The 17,754-nt window shown below is 60.3% G+C and carries 19 protein-coding genes; 16 read left to right on the top strand and 3 right to left on the bottom strand.

Features of this window, described 5'->3' with window-relative positions:
• The first annotated feature begins 101 nt into the window (after positions 1–101).
• The 6 genes from EN885_RS07100 (at position 102) to EN885_RS07075 (ending at position 5,218) form a co-directional block, all read left to right on the top strand.
• Positions 102–1,304, top strand: coding sequence for an NnrS family protein (locus tag EN885_RS07100; protein WP_095488978.1), 1,203 nt, complete (start codon positions 102–104; stop codon positions 1,302–1,304).
• A gap of 143 nt (positions 1,305–1,447) precedes the next feature.
• Positions 1,448–1,894, top strand: a complete 447-nt coding sequence (locus EN885_RS07095) for a pseudoazurin (protein ID WP_095488977.1) — start codon at positions 1,448–1,450, stop codon at positions 1,892–1,894.
• Between the two features lie 300 nt (positions 1,895–2,194).
• The gene (gene nirK, locus EN885_RS07090; protein WP_095489237.1) at positions 2,195–3,298 is read left to right on the top strand and encodes a copper-containing nitrite reductase; all 1,104 of its coding nucleotides are present in this window, start codon (positions 2,195–2,197) and stop codon (positions 3,296–3,298) included.
• Positions 3,299–3,370: 72 nt separating this feature from the next.
• The gene (locus EN885_RS07085) at positions 3,371–4,243 is read left to right on the top strand and encodes an SUMF1/EgtB/PvdO family nonheme iron enzyme (protein WP_095488976.1); all 873 of its coding nucleotides are present in this window, start codon (positions 3,371–3,373) and stop codon (positions 4,241–4,243) included.
• Positions 4,244–4,264: 21 nt separating this feature from the next.
• Complete coding sequence (locus EN885_RS07080; protein WP_245461477.1) at positions 4,265–4,777, top strand: group III truncated hemoglobin; 513 nt, start codon at positions 4,265–4,267, stop codon at positions 4,775–4,777.
• A 9-nt stretch (positions 4,778–4,786) separates the two neighbouring features.
• On the top strand, positions 4,787–5,218 hold the full coding sequence (locus tag EN885_RS07075; protein ID WP_127205142.1) for a potassium channel family protein: 432 nt from the start codon (positions 4,787–4,789) through the stop codon (positions 5,216–5,218).
• A gap of 12 nt (positions 5,219–5,230) precedes the next feature.
• On the opposite strand, the gene hemN is transcribed toward EN885_RS07075, so the two are convergent.
• A complete protein-coding gene (gene hemN, locus EN885_RS07070) occupies positions 5,231–6,580 on the bottom strand; it encodes an oxygen-independent coproporphyrinogen III oxidase (RefSeq protein ID WP_128241420.1) in 1,350 nt (449 codons plus the stop codon).
• A gap of 156 nt (positions 6,581–6,736) precedes the next feature.
• Between hemN and EN885_RS07065 the strand changes: the two genes are divergently transcribed.
• Positions 6,737–7,465: a Crp/Fnr family transcriptional regulator gene (locus EN885_RS07065; protein ID WP_128241421.1), complete on the top strand. Its 729-nt coding sequence runs from the start codon at positions 6,737–6,739 to the stop codon at positions 7,463–7,465.
• On the opposite strand, the gene EN885_RS07060 is transcribed toward EN885_RS07065, so the two are convergent.
• Positions 7,462–7,881, bottom strand: coding sequence for a hemerythrin domain-containing protein (locus tag EN885_RS07060; protein WP_127205958.1), 420 nt, complete (start codon positions 7,879–7,881; stop codon positions 7,462–7,464). The genes EN885_RS07065 and EN885_RS07060 overlap by 4 nt on opposite strands.
• Before the next feature lie 253 nt (positions 7,882–8,134).
• Between EN885_RS07060 and ccoN the strand changes: the two genes are divergently transcribed.
• The 9 genes from ccoN (at position 8,135) to EN885_RS07015 (ending at position 17,097) form a co-directional block, all read left to right on the top strand.
• Entirely contained in the window at positions 8,135–9,745 is a 1,611-nt protein-coding gene (ccoN, locus tag EN885_RS07055; RefSeq protein ID WP_126105380.1) for a cytochrome-c oxidase, cbb3-type subunit I, read from the top strand.
• A 9-nt stretch (positions 9,746–9,754) separates the two neighbouring features.
• The gene (gene ccoO / locus EN885_RS07050; RefSeq protein ID WP_128241422.1) at positions 9,755–10,486 is read left to right on the top strand and encodes a cytochrome-c oxidase, cbb3-type subunit II; all 732 of its coding nucleotides are present in this window, start codon (positions 9,755–9,757) and stop codon (positions 10,484–10,486) included.
• Positions 10,487–10,497: 11 nt separating this feature from the next.
• Positions 10,498–10,647, top strand: a complete 150-nt coding sequence (locus EN885_RS07045) for a CcoQ/FixQ family Cbb3-type cytochrome c oxidase assembly chaperone (RefSeq protein WP_065009122.1) — start codon at positions 10,498–10,500, stop codon at positions 10,645–10,647.
• 2 nt (positions 10,648–10,649) lie between these two features.
• Positions 10,650–11,513: a cytochrome-c oxidase, cbb3-type subunit III gene (gene ccoP, locus EN885_RS07040; RefSeq protein WP_127205957.1), complete on the top strand. Its 864-nt coding sequence runs from the start codon at positions 10,650–10,652 to the stop codon at positions 11,511–11,513.
• A 217-nt stretch (positions 11,514–11,730) separates the two neighbouring features.
• Positions 11,731–13,290, top strand: coding sequence for a cytochrome c oxidase accessory protein CcoG (ccoG, locus tag EN885_RS07035; protein WP_127205956.1), 1,560 nt, complete (start codon positions 11,731–11,733; stop codon positions 13,288–13,290).
• Positions 13,287–13,784, top strand: coding sequence for a FixH family protein (locus tag EN885_RS07030; protein WP_127205955.1), 498 nt, complete (start codon positions 13,287–13,289; stop codon positions 13,782–13,784). Before ccoG ends, EN885_RS07030 begins: the two co-directional genes overlap by 4 nt.
• Positions 13,781–16,063: a cation-translocating P-type ATPase gene (locus EN885_RS07025; protein ID WP_128241423.1), complete on the top strand. Its 2,283-nt coding sequence runs from the start codon at positions 13,781–13,783 to the stop codon at positions 16,061–16,063. Before EN885_RS07030 ends, EN885_RS07025 begins: the two co-directional genes overlap by 4 nt.
• The gene (gene ccoS, locus EN885_RS07020) at positions 16,060–16,206 is read left to right on the top strand and encodes a cbb3-type cytochrome oxidase assembly protein CcoS (protein ID WP_095488967.1); all 147 of its coding nucleotides are present in this window, start codon (positions 16,060–16,062) and stop codon (positions 16,204–16,206) included. The genes EN885_RS07025 and ccoS overlap by 4 nt, the downstream gene beginning before the upstream one ends.
• Positions 16,207–16,398: 192 nt before the next feature.
• Positions 16,399–17,097 (top strand): CBS domain-containing protein, encoded by a 699-nt coding sequence (locus EN885_RS07015; RefSeq protein ID WP_128241424.1) that lies wholly within the window; start codon positions 16,399–16,401, stop codon positions 17,095–17,097.
• A gap of 60 nt (positions 17,098–17,157) precedes the next feature.
• On the opposite strand, the gene EN885_RS07010 is transcribed toward EN885_RS07015, so the two are convergent.
• Positions 17,158–17,706, bottom strand: coding sequence for a hypothetical protein (locus tag EN885_RS07010; RefSeq protein ID WP_126105373.1), 549 nt, complete (start codon positions 17,704–17,706; stop codon positions 17,158–17,160).
• Between the last annotated feature and the right edge of the window lie 48 nt (positions 17,707–17,754).

Here is a 17,754-nt window from a genome sequence, read left to right as displayed (position 1 = left end):
AGCGGCAAATTCCGTCTGCCAGGCCAGGATAGAACGACCGAAGTGGCAGCCGTCGACATGACCTGTCACGTCCGCCCGTAGCTTTCATTTCAGGGGATATCATGGCAATTCCACGCACGCGGCCAAGCGCCTATCCGGCAGTTCTCTCTTACGGTTTCCGGCCATTTTTTCTCCTCGGTTCCCTGCAGGCCGGCGCAGCTATCCTGTTCTGGCTGCCTTTGTTCTACGGCAAGCTCGAAGCCTCCAGCGTCTTCTCGCCCGTGGACTGGCATGTCCACGAGTTGCTGTTTGGTTATCTGGCGGCTGTTGTGACGGGTTTCCTGCTAACTGCAATCCCGAACTGGACCGGACGTCTTCCCGTGCAGGGCCCTCCCCTGCTGGCGCTCGCATTGCTTTGGTGCGCGGGACGGTTCGTCGTCTTCTTTTCGGCGGAGACAGGGTGGTTGCTCGGCGCCATCATAGACTGCGCCTTTCTTCTCGCGGTTGTCGCCGCCGCCGCAACGGAAATCATCGCCGGCCGAAACTGGCGAAACCTCAAGGTCCTTCTGCCTGTGACGGTGCTTCTGGCAGCGAATATGACGTTTCATGCCGAGGCGCACTATCAAGGCGTGTCCGACATCGGCCGCCGCCTCGGTCTTGGCGCAGCGGTGGTCCTCATCATGATCATAGGTGGCCGCATTATTCCCTCCTTCACCCGCAATTGGCTGGCGCGCGAGAGACCGGGACGGCTTCCGGTCCCGTTCGGCAGGTTCGACGTGGGAGCGATTACGCTCTCAGCAGCGGGATTGATGGCCTGGGCCTTTCTTCCAGACAGTGCTGGCACCGGGGCAATGCTGATCTTGGGGGCGATTCTCAATACCATTCGGCTTGCCCGGTGGGCCGGAGACCGAGCGCTGCGCGATCCTCTGGTGCTGATCCTGCATGTCGCGTTCGCCTTCGTGCCGATCGGCCTCCTGATTGCCGGCCTCGCTGTCTTCGTGCCCGAGAAAGTGCCCGCAGTAGCCGGCATTCATGCGTTCGGCGTCGGAGCGGTTGCATGTATGACGCTCGCCGTCATGACCCGCGCCACGCTCGGACACACAGGTCGCGAACTGCGGGCAAGCATCGGCACTTGTGTGATCTTTGTCGCGATCGCGCTTGCGGCCCTTTTTCGCATCGGTGCTGCATTCTCACCGGCGCAAGCGATGCTTCTCCACATTTCGGCGGCGCTATGGGTCGCATCCTTCATCGGCTACGCGGGCCTATTCGGCGGGATGCTCATTCGACCACGTTTGCAAGTGAGGCAGCCGAGAACCGCCGTTTGAAGGCCGACCGGCTCCTTAGACCAGGCAGCTCTCTCCCATGCACATTTCGCATGCCAATTTGCGCCAGCGCAAATTTCCAAGTCTCTCGGTCACGTAGAAGAGCGCAACGGTTGATGCCGTGATGAACAAAGAAAGGATCCCCCATGAAATTGCCACTGATCGCCGCGGCCATCGCCCTGCTCTCCATCGCCGGTGCGGCAAATGCCGAAGAACATGTCGTGCAGATGCTGAACAAGGGAGAGAAGGGCTCAATGGTCTACCAGCCTGCCTTTGTTCGGGCGGCGCCTGGAGACACGATCAAGTTCGTGCCGACCGACAAGTCCCACAACGCCGAAAGCATCAAGGGCATGATCCCGGACGGAGCTGAAGCTTTCAAGGGCAAGCCCAACGCGGAAATTGCCGTGACCGTGACCCAGGAGGGGGTCTATGGCGTGAAGTGCGCTCCACACTACGGCATGGGCATGGTCGCACTGATCGTGGTCGGTAAGCCTATCAACCTGGCAGCAGCGGAAGCCGTCAAGCAGGTCGGAAAAGCCAAACCAGTATTCGCCGAACTGTTCGCCGAAGTGACCAAGACCGCCTCTAACTAACCTTTTTCACAGATCCCCTCCGGTTCGGCGGCCGGGGGAAGGCCGGGTGGACCAGGGGAGAGGTCCAGCCCGGCCTATTTCATTCCCGATTTCATGCAGCAGAGCCGATGCCCTCCGATCTGATGGGAGTTGCCCTCTCTCAGGCGCGGCTTCCCATCCGGTTCGGCGTCCACGTTGGTACATGCAGTCTCCAAAACACAGAAAATTGCATCAACGTTTTGGATTTGCGTTAGCGCAAAGACTTGGCCGGAGCCGAGACTATTCTGACGACATCGAATGGCCGAAACCAAGGAGATGGAAATGCTTACGAGACGCGAAGCTTTGTTGGGTTCTGTTCTTACCGCAGCCGCGGTCGCCACTGTTGGTGCAATGCCGGCCGTGGCAAGCGCCAAGGATGTCGCCGGGCTGCCCCGTGAAAAGGTAACCATGGTCCCGCCGCCGTTCGTCCATGCTCATGATCAGGTCGCCAAGGGCGGTCCAAAGGTCGTCGAATTCATCATGACGATCGAGGAAAAGCCGGTGGTTATCGACGCCGACGGCACGCAGCTCAATGCAATGACCTACAACGGCTCGATTCCCGGTCCTCTGATGGTCGTGCATGAAGGCGACTATCTCGAGCTCACGCTCGTCAACCCCGACACCAGCACCCTCGCCCACAACATCGATTTCCACGCCGCTACCGGCGCGCTTGGCGGTGGCGAATTGACGCTGGTCAATCCGGGCGAGCAGGTCACGCTGCGCTTCAAGGCGACCCGGAGTGGAACGTTCGTCTACCACTGCGCACCCGGCGGCGCGATGATCCCATGGCACGTGGTGTCGGGCATGAGCGGGGCGGTGATGGTGCTGCCGCGCGACGGCCTCAAGGACGACAAGGGCAGGCCGGTCCGCTACGACCGCATCTATTACGTCGGCGAGAACGATTTCTACATCCCGCGCGACGAGCAAGGGCAATTCAAGAAGTACGAGTCGGCCGGCGACAATTACGAAGAAACCATGAGGGTCATGCGCGGGCTGATCCCGACGCATGTCGTGTTCAACGGCAAGGCCGGTTCCTTGACCGGGGACAATGCCATGAAGGCAAAGGTCGGCGAAACGATATTGATCGTTCATTCGCAGGCGAACCGCGACACGCGTCCGCACCTGATCGGCGGGCATGGCGACTTTGTCTGGGAACAGGGCAAGTTCGCCAACCCTCCCGCGAAAGACCTGGAAACCTGGTTCATTCGTGGCGGATCGGCCGGCGCGGCGCTCTACACGTTCCTGCAGCCAGGCATCTACGCCTATGTGAACCATAATTTGATCGAGGCAGTCGAACTCGGCGCGACCGCGCACTTTACCGTCGAGGGAAACTGGGACGACGATCTGATGATGCAGGTCGAACCGCCCAAGGCGATCGCCTCGTAGACGGGAGATCCGATCCTCAGTGCAACCCGGCGGCGGAGCCAAAGGGTTGTACTCGCAGCCGGACTTGATGCCATGTCCTTCGACCCTGTCTTCACCTTCGGGACAATTGCGGCTGCCACACTGATCAGCATGGGCATAGCCCATACGTTCGGCGAGAGTCCCCTGAAGTTCTCCCAACCGGTCGCCGTAAGCGAACTGGTGGTCCTGGGACCCGGCTCGTTTGAGCACCCACAGGCTGGGGAATTCCTCAAGGAGAACCATCCTGTCGCAGCGCCCGTCGTGCAAACCTCCATCGACGCGCCACTGGAAATCATGAAATACCAAGTCAGTGTATCGGAATATGGACGTTGTGTGGCGGACGGCGCCTGCAAGCCAGCAGACGCACGCAATGTCGGACACCTTCCGGTCACCGGTGTGAGCTATCTCGATGCCGAAGCCTACGCGAGGTGGTTCTCGGCGCGGACAGGAGGGACATGGCGGTTGCCGACAGACGTGGAGTGGGCCTATGCGGCCAGTGAACGGTTCCGAGGTGACATTGAGGGCGGCGAAAGCGACCCGAACAACCCGGCGCGCCGGTGGCTGACACAGTATCGCCTGGAGGCCTCGCTCGGACGGAAACCTGATCCAGAGCCGAGGGCTCAAGGGTCCTTCGGTACCAATTCAAAAGGCCTAGCGGATATTGCGGGAAACGTCTGGGAATGGACCTCGACATGTTATTCCCACGCCACGATAGATATTGATGGTAAGCGGACCGCGAGTTCGATCGACAATTGCGGCGTGCACGTCGTTGAGGGGTTCCACCGCACCTATATGTCGAACTTCATCCGGGACGGAAAGAGCGGCGGTTGCGCAGTCGGCACGCCGCCCGACAATCTGGGTTTCCGGCTTGTCCGCGACCAGCCCAGTCTCGTGCAGGTTGCCCTTCGGCGCCTGGGCTTCTCCTGACAGCATAAACAAGAGTGCATGATGACATTGAAATCAGCTTTGGATCGGGCGCGCCCGATCGCGGAACAGCCTCTGAACCATACTGGCGTCGATCGAAAGTCTGTCGGAAAACTGGTCCGCGAATTCTACGCAAAAGTCAGAAGCGACGAGCGTCTGGGGCCGATTTTCGCGCGCGAGATCACCGGCGACTGGGAGCCCCATCTCGAGAAAATGACGGACTTCTGGTGTTCCGTCATCCTCAAGAGCGGCGATTATCACGGACGCCCGGTGCCGGCGCACCTCAAACTCAAGGACGTTACCGAGGCCGATTTCGAGATCTGGCAGGGCCTGTTCGGCCAGACGGCGGCTGAACTCTTCGCTCCGGAGCCGGCGGCGGTGTTTGTCGACCGAGCCGAGCGGATCGCGACAAGCCTGAAGCTGGCGATGTTCTTTCGTCCCGTTCCTGCCGTGACCGTCTGTGGCGAACAGGCCGGCCTCGGCGAAACTCGGCCGGTTTTGATTTCGCGCAAGGAACGCACCCCGAGAGATTCCTAATTTCGTCGCATGGCCCTCAATCTCTTCGTCGGCACGATCGTCATAAGCATGACGGTCCTGATTCATACCTTCGGTCTGATCGCCGTTACCCATGCGATGGGGCATCTGGTGGCACGGTTTCGCATGCACGGTCGCCGCAGCCGTATAGTCGCGATGATCAGTGTAGTGATGGGGCTGTTTGCCATCATAACCACTGAGGTTTGGCTATGGGCAGGGCTCTACCGATTGCTCGATATCTTTGCCGACTTCGAAACCGCACTGTATTTCTCGACCGTTACCTTTTCGACGGTCGGCTATGGCGATGTCGTACCCGCTCACGGGTGGCGCGTGCTGGCGGCGCTCGAGGGGGTGAACGGGTTTCTGCTCATTGGCTGGTCGACCGCCTATCTGATCGCGGCTGGCACCCGAATCGGCCCATTCAAGACCGGGGAGCATTTCTGATCAGGCCGGTGCTCAGACTGCCACCGAATGCTTGGCTTTACCGGTTTCGAAATATTTGTCGAACCTGGCCGCTATATTGCGAACAAAGGGACGATTTTCCACCGGCACTACGAAACTGTCGCCATTCAGTTCCAGCAACCGAGCAGGATCACGAAGGGCGACGGAACTCGCCTGGAGCAGAAGCTTCTGGCCGATTTCGCCGAAGCGTTCGACCAGATCGATCGCCGAGAAGGCGAAATCGCACATCAGACTTTCGATAATCCAGCCGCGCACGCGGTCATCTTCCGACAACTCGATGCCGCGCACGGCAGCCAGACCTCCCTGCTCCACCATGCGTCCGTATTCGGCGGTCGCCGGCATGTTCTGTGCATAGCCCTGGCGGAACTGGCTGATCGATGAAGGACCAAGCCCGATCAGTGTCTCACAGCGATCCTCGGTATAGCCCTGGAAGTTCCGGTGCAAGGTTCCGGTCCGTGCCGCAACGGCCAGCGCATCACCGGATCTGGCGAAATGATCGAACCCCACGGGTTGATACCCTGCCTTCAGCATAAGGCCAGCGGCAATTTGCGATTGAGCGAAGCGTTCGACCGAATTCGGCAGCCACGCTTCGTCGATCATCGTCTGGTGCTTCTTGAACCAGGGCACATGCGCATAGCCGAAAAGCGCCATCCTGTCCGGCTCCAGAGTCAGCGCCTGCGCCACGGTGGAGGAGACGCTGTCCCGGGTCTGATGCGGCAAGCCGTAGAGCAGGTCGAGATTGACTGATTCGACGCCGCGCGAACGAACGCCCTCGACAACCGCTTTGGTCTGCAGAAAGCTCTGCTCGCGGTTGATCGCCTTCTGCACCTTAAGATCGAAATCCTGGACGCCGAGGCTCGCCCGCGTCATGCCGATTTCGGCGAGTGCACCGAGGCGAGCATCGTCCATATCGTTGGGTTCGATTTCGACACTGATCTTGGCGCCGGGAAGAAACTCGAAACTGTTGCGCAGGACAGTTCCCAGCGCCACCATATCCTCGGGTTTGAGCATCGTCGGCGAGCCACCGCCGAAATGGACGGCACCCACACGGCCCTTGCCTCCGACAAGACTGGCGACGGTAGCTATTTCAGCGTGCAGTGAGCGCAGATACGTGGTCACCGGTTCATAATGGCGTGTCTGCTTGGTGTGGCACGCACAGAACCAACAAAGCTTGTCGCAGTAGGGGATGTGCAGGTACAGCGAGATCTCGCAGCCATCATCGAGCCCCTGCAGCCAACCACGATAGACGGCAGCATCAACGCCTGAATGAAAATGCGGCGCGGTCGGGTAACTGGTGTAGCGGGGGACATTCTCGCCAAGTCTGGCAGCCATTTCCGGTCGCATGTCGCCTTCCATCATCCTTGCAAGGCTGAATTCTGGCTGCAGATCCGCACCGTCGCCTTGATTTCGGTCAAGGCCCTCCGCGGACAAACTGCCGCAACAGATTTTCTGCCGCCGATGCTATCTTACGGGCACCTTGGATCCGTCGGGACGATTATGATGACAGTGCGGCAGGACGTTCACAGTGCCGATATTCCTGTGCTTTGCCAGTCTTGCGAGGCACGGCATCGCGGCGTCTGCGGTGCGCTCGATCCCGGCCAGTTGGTCGGGCTCGCCAAGACCTCGTCGAGGCACAAGATCGAGCCGGGGATCGAACTGATTGGCGACGCCGAGACCGTCGACAGCTTTTCGAATGTGCTTTCGGGCGTGGTGAAGCTGACAAAGAGCCTTTCGGACGGACGCCAGCAGATCGTCGGCCTTCAGTTTGCGCCCGACTTTCTGGGACGGCCGTTCAAGGTGGAAAGCGCGATCAACGCGGAAGCCGCAACCGCCGTTTCCCTGTGTTCGTTTCCGAAGGCCGCCATCGAACGGATGATGAAGGAATCGCCGGAGCTCGAACATCGCATGCTCAAGCAAACGCTGAACGAGCTCGATCAAGCACGCGAGTGGATGGTGACGCTGGGACGCAAGACCGCTTCGGAAAAGGTGGCGAGCTTTCTGCTGATGATCGCCAGGAACATCGATCCCACGGTCGACCCCACCGCCAAGTCGGCGACTTTCGACCTGCCGATGACACGCGCCGACATTGCCGATTTCCTCGGCCTGACGATCGAGACGGTGAGCCGCCAGTTGACCAGGCTAAGAACGGACGGCGTGATCCGGATCGAGAACAACCGGCATGTGACGGTCGATAGTCTCAGCCGGCTGGAGCGACGCTCCGGCGCCTAGATTACGCCCTGATCGACGATTCCGATCGCCGGCAAGACATGCTCGCGCTCAAACGCGATATGACGGCGCATGCTTTCGAAAAAGCCGCGCAGCATGAAGCCGACCGCTTCGGCATTCTCGACTGTCTCACCATGGCCGACCGCCAGCAGGATTTCAGTCACCTCGCCGGCAAAGCATTCATCTTCGACGTGTTCGGCGCGCAATCGCCGGGTTGAGGCAAGGTTGGCATTGCCGCCTGTAGCGGCTTCATAGGCTGGGAAGATGATCGTTTCTTCATATTGATGAATATTGCGCAACAATGGGACGATTGCGTTGGCTGTGCCAAGGCACTTCAGGCGATCGACGTTCGGCAAGGCGTCCGCGATTTTCTCCAGAGCATCACAGAGCTGCAGTTTTTCCCTGTGCGCGCGCTTCATCACTGCGCTTGGGATTGCCTCTCTGCCGGATCGGCCAGCTAGCATCGAATTCTCGCGGCGCACTTCGAACAGCGACGATCCCCGCTCTTTCTCTTCGTTCAATGGCCGCCTCCAACTCGTTCGCAAAACCAACGCTGCCCAATCCAAAACCATGCAGCTTTGATTTGAATCAAGGCGGCGAGGATGCAGCCGGGGAATTGGTGTTGCTGCGGATTGGCGTCCGCGCAATCGGAATCCGACATCGGGGACTGTCATGAAGTTCGGCACAGAAATCGTCGCTTTGGGCCTTTTCGCGTTTGTGGCTCTAGTGGCCGCCGGCTTCGGTGTGGACGAGCCGTTTCGCCAGCACATGTGGGTGCTTTTCTTCCTGCTGCTTGGCTTTGTCATCGTCCTCCTGCGCAACACCAGCTTTGCGCCGGCCGCATCGGTCGATCCTTCTGCCTACATGGACGGGCCAATCCGCTACGGCGCCATCGCCACCATGTTCTGGGGCGTTGTCGGCATGCTTGTGGGTGTGGTCATCGCGCTGCAGCTCGCCTACCCGGATCTCAACATCGAGCCTTGGTTCAACTTCGGCCGCCTGCGGCCATTGCACACATCCGGCGTCGTTTTTGCCTTCGGCGGCAACGCGCTCATCTGCACGTCCATGTATGTCGTGCAACGCACCAGCCGCGCCCGGCTGTTCGGCGGCAATCTCGCCTGGTTCGTGTTCTGGGGTTATCAGCTTTTCATCGTCATGGCCGCGACCGGCTACCTGCTCGGCATCACCGAGAGCCGCGAATATGCCGAGCCCGAATGGTATGTGGACATATGGCTGACCATCGTCTGGGTCGCCTACCTCGTCCTGTTCCTCGGCACCATCCTGAAACGCAAGGAACCGCATATCTACGTCGCCAACTGGTTCTATCTGTCCTTCATCGTGACCATCGCGATGCTGCACCTGATCAACAACCTATCGATGCCGGCGTCTCTCCTGGGCTCGAAGAGCTACTCGGCCTTCTCCGGCGTCCAGGACGCCTTGACGCAATGGTGGTACGGGCACAATGCCGTCGGCTTTTTCCTGACAGCCGGCTTTCTTGGCATGATGTATTATTTCGTGCCCAAGCAGGCGAACCGGCCAGTCTATTCCTACCGGCTGTCTATCATCCACTTCTGGGCGATCATCTTTCTCTATATCTGGGCTGGGCCGCATCACCTGCACTACACCGCCCTGCCCGACTGGGCGCAAACGCTCGGTATGGTGTTTTCGATCATGCTTTGGATGCCCTCCTGGGGAGGCATGATCAACGGCCTGATGACGCTGTCCGGCGCTTGGGACAAGCTCCGCACCGACCCGATCATCCGCATGATGGTTATGGCCATCGCCTTCTACGGCATGTCGACCTTTGAAGGTCCGATGATGTCGATCAAAGCCGTCAATTCGCTGTCGCACTACACCGACTGGACCATCGGGCATGTCCATTCGGGCGCGCTCGGCTGGGTAGGCATGATCTCGTTCGGCGCGATCTACTACATGGTGCCGAAGCTGTGGAACCGTGAACGGCTCTATTCGCTGCGGCTCGTTACCTGGCACTTCTGGCTGGCGACCCTCGGGATCGTCGTCTACGCCGCGGTGATGTGGGTTTCCGGCATCATGCAGGGCCTAATGTGGCGCGAGTATGATGAGCAGGGCTTCCTGGTCTATTCCTTCGCCGAGACCGTGGCCGCCATGCATCCCTACTACGTCATGCGCGCCGTGGGTGGCGCGATGTATCTCGCCGGTGCTGTCATCATGACCTGGAACATCACCATGACTATCCTCGGCTACCAACGCGAGGAGGAGCCGATGCCAGCCTCCATCCCCTCCCTTCAGCCCGCACAATAAGGAGCCAAAATGGGCTTGATGGACAAACACGCGATCATCGAGAAGAACGCCACGCTTCTTCTCGTTGGTTCCCTCCTGGTGGTGACAGTCGGCGGTATCGTCGAAATCGCACCGCTCTTCTATCTCGACAACACGATCGAGAAGGTCGAGGGCATGCGGCCCTATTCGGCGCTCGAACTCGCCGGGCGCAATATCTATGTGCGTGAGGGCTGCTACCTCTGTCACAGCCAGATGATCAGGCCGTTCCGTGACGAAGTCGAGCGCTATGGTCACTACAGCCTGGCGGCCGAGTCGATGTACGACCACCCGTTCCAGTGGGGATCGAAGCGCACGGGGCCGGACCTCGCCAGGGTCGGAGATCGCTACTCGAACGAGTGGCACGTTCAGCATCTTATCGAACCGCGTTCGGTGGTGCCGGAATCGATCATGCCGAGCTATGCCTTCCTGAAGGATACCGCGATCGAGGTGAAGGACTTCTCGACGCACCTTATCGCAAACAGGCGTGTCGGTGTCCCCTACTCCGAAGACATGATCGCTCACGCCAGAGATGACATGATCGCGCAGGCCGATCCCAATGCCAACACATCCGAGCTGGAAGGCCGCTATCCGAAGGCGAAGCTCGGCGACTTCGACGGCAATCCGCAACAGGTCAGCGAGATGGATGCCCTGGTCGCTTACCTGCAGATGCTCGGCACGCTGGTCGATTTCAAGACCTACGACGAAGCCGCTGGCTACCGCTGAGGAGAAGGACCATGGATTACCACTGGATGAGAGAGTTCGCCGACAGTTGGGCCCTGCTCGCCATGGCGCTTTTCTTCGTCGGAACGGTCGCCTTCGCATTCCGTCCCGGGAGTGGCAAGCAGGCCGATGAAGCCGCCCGCATTCCTCTGAAGGACGACTGATCATGAGCGATGAACATATCGACGAAGTGTCGGGCATCTCTACCACCGGCCACGAGTGGGATGGTATCAGGGAGCTCAACAACCCACTTCCGCGCTGGTGGGTCATAACGTTCTACATCACCATCGTCTGGGCGATCGGCTACACCATCGCCTATCCGGCATGGCCGATGCTGACCTCGGCGACCAAGGGCGTGCTTGGCTATTCGAGCCGCGGCGACGTCAACAACGAGCTTGCTGCGGCCGAGATCGCCAAGGCGAAATATGCCGCAGCGATACAATCGAAAACCGTCTCGGAGATTGCCGGCGACGACGCGTTGCGCGAATTCGCTGTTGCCGCCGGCAGCGCTGCGTACAAGGTCAATTGCGTGCAGTGCCACGCTTCCGGCGCCCAAGGGTCCAAAGGCTTTCCCAACCTCAATGACGATGACTGGTTGTGGGGCGGCACGGCCGAGCAGATCCAGCAAACGATCACGCACGGCATACGCTTCGTATCCGTCCCGGATACACGACTGTCGGAAATGCCGGCTTTTGGCGAGATCATCACCGGGGACCAGGTCGCACAGGTCAGCACCTATGTCGCCAGCCTGTCTGGCCCGGTTCAAGATGCAAAACTGGTCGAGCCAGGCGCCAAGGTTTTCGCCGAAAACTGCGTGGCCTGCCACGGCGACAATGCAAAAGGCAACAAAGAGCTCGGCGCCCCTGATCTGACCGATGCGATCTGGCTCTACGGATCCAACGAAACCGCAATCGCCGCGCAGGTCCGCGCACCCAAGCACGGTGTGATGCCGGCCTGGGTTGAGCGTCTCGGTGAGACCAAGGTCAAGGAGCTCGCGGTCTACATCCATTCGCTTGGCGGTGGGGAATAGAGGGGGGTCCTATTCCCGGCCCTTCGCCAGCCAAGCGACGAGGCCCGGCTTGCGCCGGGCCTCGATTGCATTCGATGTCCGACGATTGACTTGCATCAACGCGCAGCAGGCTGCCCCGCCGCAAAGCTTGAGTTCAACGCGGCATTTCGCGCACCGGCCAAACAACTAAGTCCGACTGCGCGCCCCGAAATCGTAAGCTGCGCGACTGGAGACACTGGTGCTGGATAATACGCAGGTAGAACGGCTCGAAGCCGAGGCGGTCAACTCCGCCAAGGTCCGCCAGCCGCTGTATGCACCGCGCAAGAAGATCTTCCCCAAGCGCGCCTCGGGCAGCTTTCGCCGCTTCAAATGGCTGGTGATGGCGATCACCCTGGGCATCTACTACCTGACGCCCTGGCTGCGCTGGGATCGAGGTCCGTTTGCTCCCGATCAGGCCGTGCTGATCGATCTTGCCAACCGCCGCTTCTATTTCTTCTTCATCGAGATTTGGCCGCAGGAATTCTACTATGTGGCCGGTCTTCTCGTTATGGCCGGCATCGGCCTTTTCCTGATCACATCCACAGTTGGCAGAGCCTGGTGCGGCTATACCTGCCCGCAGACCGTATGGGTCGATCTGTTTCTGGTTGTAGAGCGTGCGATCGAGGGAGATCGCAACGCCCGCATAAAGCTCGACGCCGGACCGTGGACTGCGCGCAAGTTTGTGCTGCGTGTATCGAAACACGCCATCTGGCTGGTCATAGCGGCAGCGACCGGCGGTGCCTGGATCTTCTATTTCGCCGATGCGCCAACGCTGATTGGCGAGGTCTTCACCGGCACCGCTGCGCCGGTCGCCTACATCACCATCGGCGTGCTGACGGCAACCACCTACACATTCGGCGGGCTGATGCGCGAACAGGTCTGCACCTATATGTGCCCGTGGCCGCGCATCCAGGCGGCCATGCTCGACGAAAATTCGCTGACCGTGACCTATAATGACTGGCGCGGCGAACCTCGGTCGCGGCACGCCAAGAAGGTCCAGGCCGCGGGGCAGCCGGTCGGAGACTGCGTCGATTGCAATGCCTGTGTCGCCGTCTGCCCGATGGGGATCGACATTCGCGATGGCCAGCAGCTCGAATGCATCACTTGCGCGCTGTGCATCGATGCCTGCGATAGCGTCATGGACAAGCTCGGCAAGGAGCGCGGGCTGATCTCCTATGCGACGCTGTCCGATTACAACGCCAACATGGCGGTGGCGACAGCAGGCGGGTCTTGCTCGGTGAACCCGTCGCTCGTCCGGACCGACGGCGGCGCTTTCTCCGACAGGTTAGCCCATTTCCATATCCGCAAGATCTTTCGGCCGCGCACCTTCATCTACATGGGTGCATGGTCGGCGGTCGGCATTGCGCTGCTCTATTCGCTGCTGACGCGCGACCGGCTCGAGGTCAATGTTCTGCACGACCGCAATCCGCAGTTCGTCACGCTGTCCGACGGTTCGATTCGCAACGGCTACACCGTCAAGCTGCTCAACATGATCCCCGAGCCAAGGACGATCGTTGTCACGATGCAGGGCCTGCGGGGAGCCGAAATGAGCGTCGTTGGTATCGACCTTCCCGCAGACCGGTCCTTCGCCGTCGCGGTCGAACCCGACCGCCTGAAGATGCTGAAGGTTTTCGTGCGCCAGCCGGCGGACCAGGTCGGAAGCGCAACACAAACCTTCAAATTCCGCGTCGAGGACAAGGCGAGTTTCGAAACGGACGAATACACCGCCACCTTCAATGCCCCGGAGATCACCAGATGAGCGCCAATGCGCGACGGCCCCGCGAATTCACCGGTAGGCATATGTTGGCCACCATTCTCGCCTTTTTTGGTGTGGTCATCGCAGTCAATCTGACGATGGCGACATTCGCCAGCACAAGCTGGACCGGCCTTGTCGTCGAAAACACCTATGTGGCCAGCCAGCAATTCAACCGAAAGGCCGAGGAAGGGCGCGCACAGGCGGCGCTTGGCTGGACTGGCAAATTGACGATCTCTTGGGGCGAAGTCCGCTACAGTCTCAGCGATGCCGCCGGCAAGCCGGTTCCCCTGCGTAGTGTCAAGGTGCTGTTTCGTCATCCTGCCTACGAGGGCGCGGACAAAGCCGTCACTCTCGCCGTTGCCTCGGGCCAGGAATTTGCCGCCCAGCACACGCTAAGGGATGGCGTCTGGATCGTCGAAGTCGACACCGATGCCGGTCTGGCAGAGGCTTATCGCGACGTTCGCCGGATCATGATTTCTCAGGGAGCACTGCAATGAGCTGCTGTGCGCCGGGCGCTGAAATGGCGCTGGATCTGGGCGGAGCGACGTCCAGCTTGCCATCGAGCCAGGAGATCGGGTTGGCAAGCCGCTCGCTTGGCGATGACCTTCGCCAGACCGATCTGTCGGTGCCGACGGTTCACTGCGCGGCCTGCATTCAGGCGATCGAGACGGCTCTCGGAAAGCTCGATCGCGTCGAGGGCGCTCGTGTCAACCTTTCGACCAAAGGGGTCTCGGTCCAGTGGCGTGGGAACGAGGCTCCTCCCATCGTCGCTGCACTAGAGCTGCTGGGCTACCCGGCGCATCTTTTCGACCCCGAGATTCATGAAAAAGACAAGACGCTTTCGGAACTGATCCGCGCCGTCGCGGTCGCCGGCTTTGCTGCGGGCAACATCATGCTGCTTTCCGTCTCGGTCTGGTCAGGAGCTGAAGGCGCGACGCGTGACCTGTTCCATTGGGTCTCAGCGCTGATCGCCATCCCGGCGCTCGCCTTCGCCGGCGGAATCTATTTCCGCTCGGCATGGAATGCGCTGCGTCACGGTCGCATGAACATGGACGTGCCGATTGCGGTTGGCGTTTCGCTCGCCTACGCAATGAGCCTCTACGAGACCATCAACCATGGCGACCACGCCTATTTCGATGCGTCGGTGTCGCTGCTGTTTTTCCTGTTGATCGGCCGCACGCTGGATCACGTGATGCGCGAGCGTGCCCGGACCGCCGTGAACGGCCTGTCACGGCTGGCGGCGCGGGGCGCCATGGTGCTGCGCGAGGATGGTTCGCGCGACTACCTGCCGGTTGAGGAGATCGAACCGGGCATGCAGCTGCTGGTCACCGCCGGCGAAAGGATTCCCGTCGACGGCAAGATCATTCGAGGCTTTTCTGATCTCGACTGTTCACTGGTTTCCGGTGAAAGCACACCCAGAACCGTGTCGTCAGGGGAAACCGTGCAGGCCGGCACACTCAATCTCACTGGCCCGCTGACCATCGAAGCAACAGCCGCCGCAAAGGATTCCTTCCTGGCCGAAATGGTCCGGCTGATGGAAGCCGCCGAGGGCGGTCGCGCGCATTATCGCAGGATCGCCGACCGCGTTTCAGCGCTCTATGCTCCAGTGGTCCATCTGACCGCCTTGGTGACGTTCCTTGGCTGGATGGCGGCGACCGGCGATTGGCACCAGGCAGTAACGATCGCCATCGCCGTTCTCATTATCACCTGCCCGTGTGCGCTCGGTCTCGCCGTGCCGATCGTGCAGGTAGTCGCTGCGCGGCGTCTGTTCGAAAGCGGCGTCATGGTCAAGGATGGTTCGGCCATGGAGCGTCTGGCGGCGATCGACACGGCGGTGTTCGACAAGACAGGAACGCTTACGCTCGGACAGCCCCGGCTCGTCAACGCGTCGTCCATCGATCCGGCCATGCTGGCCATCGCAGGCGACATGGCCGTGCATTCCCGCCATCCGCTCTCAAGGGCCATAGCCGGCTCTGCGGGCTTTGCCGGTCAGCCGAAGCTCGAGTCCGTCAGCGAGCACCCTGGTTTCGGGATCGAAGCCACCGCCGCTGGCAGCACCTGGCGGCTTGGCCGGCGCGGCTGGGCCGGGTGGAAGGCCAGAACCGCCGGCGAAAGCGGATACGGCGGAACCGTTCTGACCAAAGATGGGATCATTGTCGCGTCCTTTGTCTTCGAGGACGCGCTGCGTGAAGACGCCAGAGCGGCCATCGAGCAATTGAACAACGCCCGGATTTCCGTGGAAATGCTGTCGGGCGATACCGCAGCTGCCTGCGGCGAGGTCGCGGCGACGTTGGGCATCCATCACTTTGTTCCGGCGCTGCTTCCTTCGGGCAAGGTCGAGTATATCGAAACGCTGTCGAAGGACGGCCACAAGGTGCTGATGGTTGGCGACGGCCTCAACGACACCCCTGCGCTGGGCGCGGCACACGTCTCGATCGCTCCAGCCACGGCGGCCGATGTCGGCCGCAAAGCGGCGGATTTCGTGTTCCTGCGCGAAAGCCTTTCGGCAGTACCCCTTGCCCTCGACATCTCGCGAAAGGCCGGACGACTGATCCGGCAAAACATCGCCATAGCAATCGTCTACAACACCATCGCCGTGCCGATCGCCATCCTGGGGCACGTCACGCCGCTGATCGCGGCAATCGCGATGTCGGCTTCGTCACTGCTTGTCATTGGCAATGCGCTGAGGCTGCAAGGCTTTGCCGCGATCCAACCGGAGACGGGTCGTTCGCACGGCAAACGTCCCAGTATCGGCGCATTGGCACGATCCTCATGACGACGCTGGTCTATCTCATACCCGTAGCTCTTTTTCTCGGCGCGTTGGGTCTGTCCGGCTTCCTGTGGGCCTTGAGGAGCGGTCAATACGAGGATCTCGACGGAGCCGCCGAGCGGATCCTTATCGATCGGGACGACAGCTAGACAACTGATCGGGAGCCAAGGTGCTGATCATGACGCTGGTATGCAAACTTCGCCACTGCATGTGTCTGGCGCGTATATAAGACAGACCGGACGTTTGGCCCGCCGACGTTGCTGCACCCAGAAAGTGACTCAGATCAAGGCAGGCGACGCAGGGACCTCGATAATCAGGGGAAGATATTTGAGGAGGCAGGTATGCAAGCCGAAGCCATAATGACGACACCGGTCGTCGGAATAGAGCCGTCCGCGTCGATCACCGAAGCGGCCGGGCTGATGCTCTCCAAGAAGATCAGCGGCCTGCCCGTCATTCGCAGGGACGGTACGCTAGTGGGCATTGTCAGCGAGAGTGATTTCTTGCGCCGGGGAGAACTCGGCACGAAGCGTAAGCGCTCGCGTTGGCTGGAGCTTCTTGTGACCCCCGGGCGAGCCGCTGATGAATATGTTCAAGCCAACGGACGACGGATCGAGGAGGTCATGACAGAAGATCTCGTCACGACATCCCCCGGGGCATCGATCGCCGAGATCGTCGAGCTCATGGCGCGCCGCCACGTCAAACGCATTCCGGTTGTCGATGGGGGAAAAGTCGTCGGGATCATCACCCGCACCGACCTTTTGCGTGCATTGCTCAACGTCCTGCCGGATGCGGGCCCGGCGTTCGTCGACGACGAACAGATCCGTCAGAAAATTATTGCCGAGCTTGCGACTCAGAAATGGGCCGGCAAGGAAATGATCTGCGTCACGGTGGGCAATGGCGTGGTCGAACTGAGCGGCGCGATCTTCGACGAACGCGAACGCCAGGCAGCCATCGTCGCCGCCGAAAACGTCGCCGGCGTCAAAGCCGTAAAGGATAACCTTTTCTGCGCGGAGCCGCTGTCGGTGGTGCTTGTCTCTTAGTTGCGGACTGCAGCATTGCGTGACCCCAGCATTCGAATTGGAAGAATGTCCGCATTGAACCTAAGTCGCAGCTACCGCTATTAATGGTCGAAGCAGCAACAAGGCGAATGCGATAAGCACCGCGCCCGCGACCCTGTCTGCCATCTCTCCGGCTCCGTTCAGACGCCTACCGAGCAAAAGCCACATTGACCCGGTGGCGGCTGTGGTCACCAAGAGTACGATCCAGAAGAAGCCCAGTTCGTACGGCCTCGCGTCCACCGGCACGATTGCCAGACAATAGATAAAGGCTTTCGGATTGAGGGCAGTAGTTACTATAACAGAAAGGCCATCCCCGTCTTCGGATGCGTCGATCTGGTCGCGGCCTATCAGACGCAGGCCAAGAATTACGAGCCATAGGGCTGCGACCAGCTTGAGTACCTGGATGGCGCCGGACGGCAGCAAGGGTCGCAGCGAAAACCAGCAGGCTGCTGCGATCCCGTATCCACAGGCCTGTGCGACCAAGAGTGCGATCGCCTTATCTCGCTTGGCCGCACCCGCCACCAAAAGAGCATTGGTTGGCCCGGGCGCAATAAAGAGCAGAAATGCTTCTAGAAGAAATAGATTGTCCAAACTGCCTGGTCCCATGGGATGCAAATCTATCGGCATAAGTTCCGTTTG

The sequence above is a fragment of the Mesorhizobium sp. M6A.T.Cr.TU.014.01.1.1 genome (genome assembly GCF_004022765.1).
Taxonomy (GTDB): domain Bacteria; phylum Pseudomonadota; class Alphaproteobacteria; order Rhizobiales; family Rhizobiaceae; genus Mesorhizobium; species Mesorhizobium mediterraneum.
Note: the sequence above shows the minus strand (reverse complement) of the source record. Positions and strands in the feature narration are given on the sequence as shown.

What these genes read in the sequence shown, in the direction of transcription:
- EN885_RS07100 (WP_095488978.1), top strand. Translation starts at nt 102, where the DNA reads ATGGCAATTCCACGCACGCGGCCAAGCGCCTATCCGGCAGTTCTCTCT.
- ccoN (WP_126105380.1), top strand. Translation starts at nt 8,135, where the DNA reads ATGAAGTTCGGCACAGAAATCGTCGCTTTGGGCCTTTTCGCGTTTGTG.
- EN885_RS07015 (WP_128241424.1), top strand. Translation starts at nt 16,399, where the DNA reads ATGCAAGCCGAAGCCATAATGACGACACCGGTCGTCGGAATAGAGCCG.
- EN885_RS07025 (WP_128241423.1), top strand. Translation starts at nt 13,781, where the DNA reads ATGAGCTGCTGTGCGCCGGGCGCTGAAATGGCGCTGGATCTGGGCGGA.
- EN885_RS07075 (WP_127205142.1), top strand. Translation starts at nt 4,787, where the DNA reads ATGGCCCTCAATCTCTTCGTCGGCACGATCGTCATAAGCATGACGGTC.
- ccoP (WP_127205957.1), top strand. Translation starts at nt 10,650, where the DNA reads ATGAGCGATGAACATATCGACGAAGTGTCGGGCATCTCTACCACCGGC.
- hemN (WP_128241420.1), bottom strand. Translation starts at nt 6,580, where the DNA reads ATGCGACCGGAAATGGCTGCCAGACTTGGCGAGAATGTCCCCCGCTAC.
- EN885_RS07065 (WP_128241421.1), top strand. Translation starts at nt 6,737, where the DNA reads ATGACAGTGCGGCAGGACGTTCACAGTGCCGATATTCCTGTGCTTTGC.
- EN885_RS07095 (WP_095488977.1), top strand. Translation starts at nt 1,448, where the DNA reads ATGAAATTGCCACTGATCGCCGCGGCCATCGCCCTGCTCTCCATCGCC.
- nirK (WP_095489237.1), top strand. Translation starts at nt 2,195, where the DNA reads ATGCTTACGAGACGCGAAGCTTTGTTGGGTTCTGTTCTTACCGCAGCC.
- EN885_RS07030 (WP_127205955.1), top strand. Translation starts at nt 13,287, where the DNA reads ATGAGCGCCAATGCGCGACGGCCCCGCGAATTCACCGGTAGGCATATG.
- EN885_RS07085 (WP_095488976.1), top strand. Translation starts at nt 3,371, where the DNA reads ATGTCCTTCGACCCTGTCTTCACCTTCGGGACAATTGCGGCTGCCACA.
- ccoO (WP_128241422.1), top strand. Translation starts at nt 9,755, where the DNA reads ATGGGCTTGATGGACAAACACGCGATCATCGAGAAGAACGCCACGCTT.
- EN885_RS07060 (WP_127205958.1), bottom strand. Translation starts at nt 7,881, where the DNA reads ATGAAGCGCGCGCACAGGGAAAAACTGCAGCTCTGTGATGCTCTGGAG.
- EN885_RS07045 (WP_065009122.1), top strand. Translation starts at nt 10,498, where the DNA reads ATGGATTACCACTGGATGAGAGAGTTCGCCGACAGTTGGGCCCTGCTC.
- ccoS (WP_095488967.1), top strand. Translation starts at nt 16,060, where the DNA reads ATGACGACGCTGGTCTATCTCATACCCGTAGCTCTTTTTCTCGGCGCG.
- EN885_RS07080 (WP_245461477.1), top strand. Translation starts at nt 4,265, where the DNA reads ATGACATTGAAATCAGCTTTGGATCGGGCGCGCCCGATCGCGGAACAG.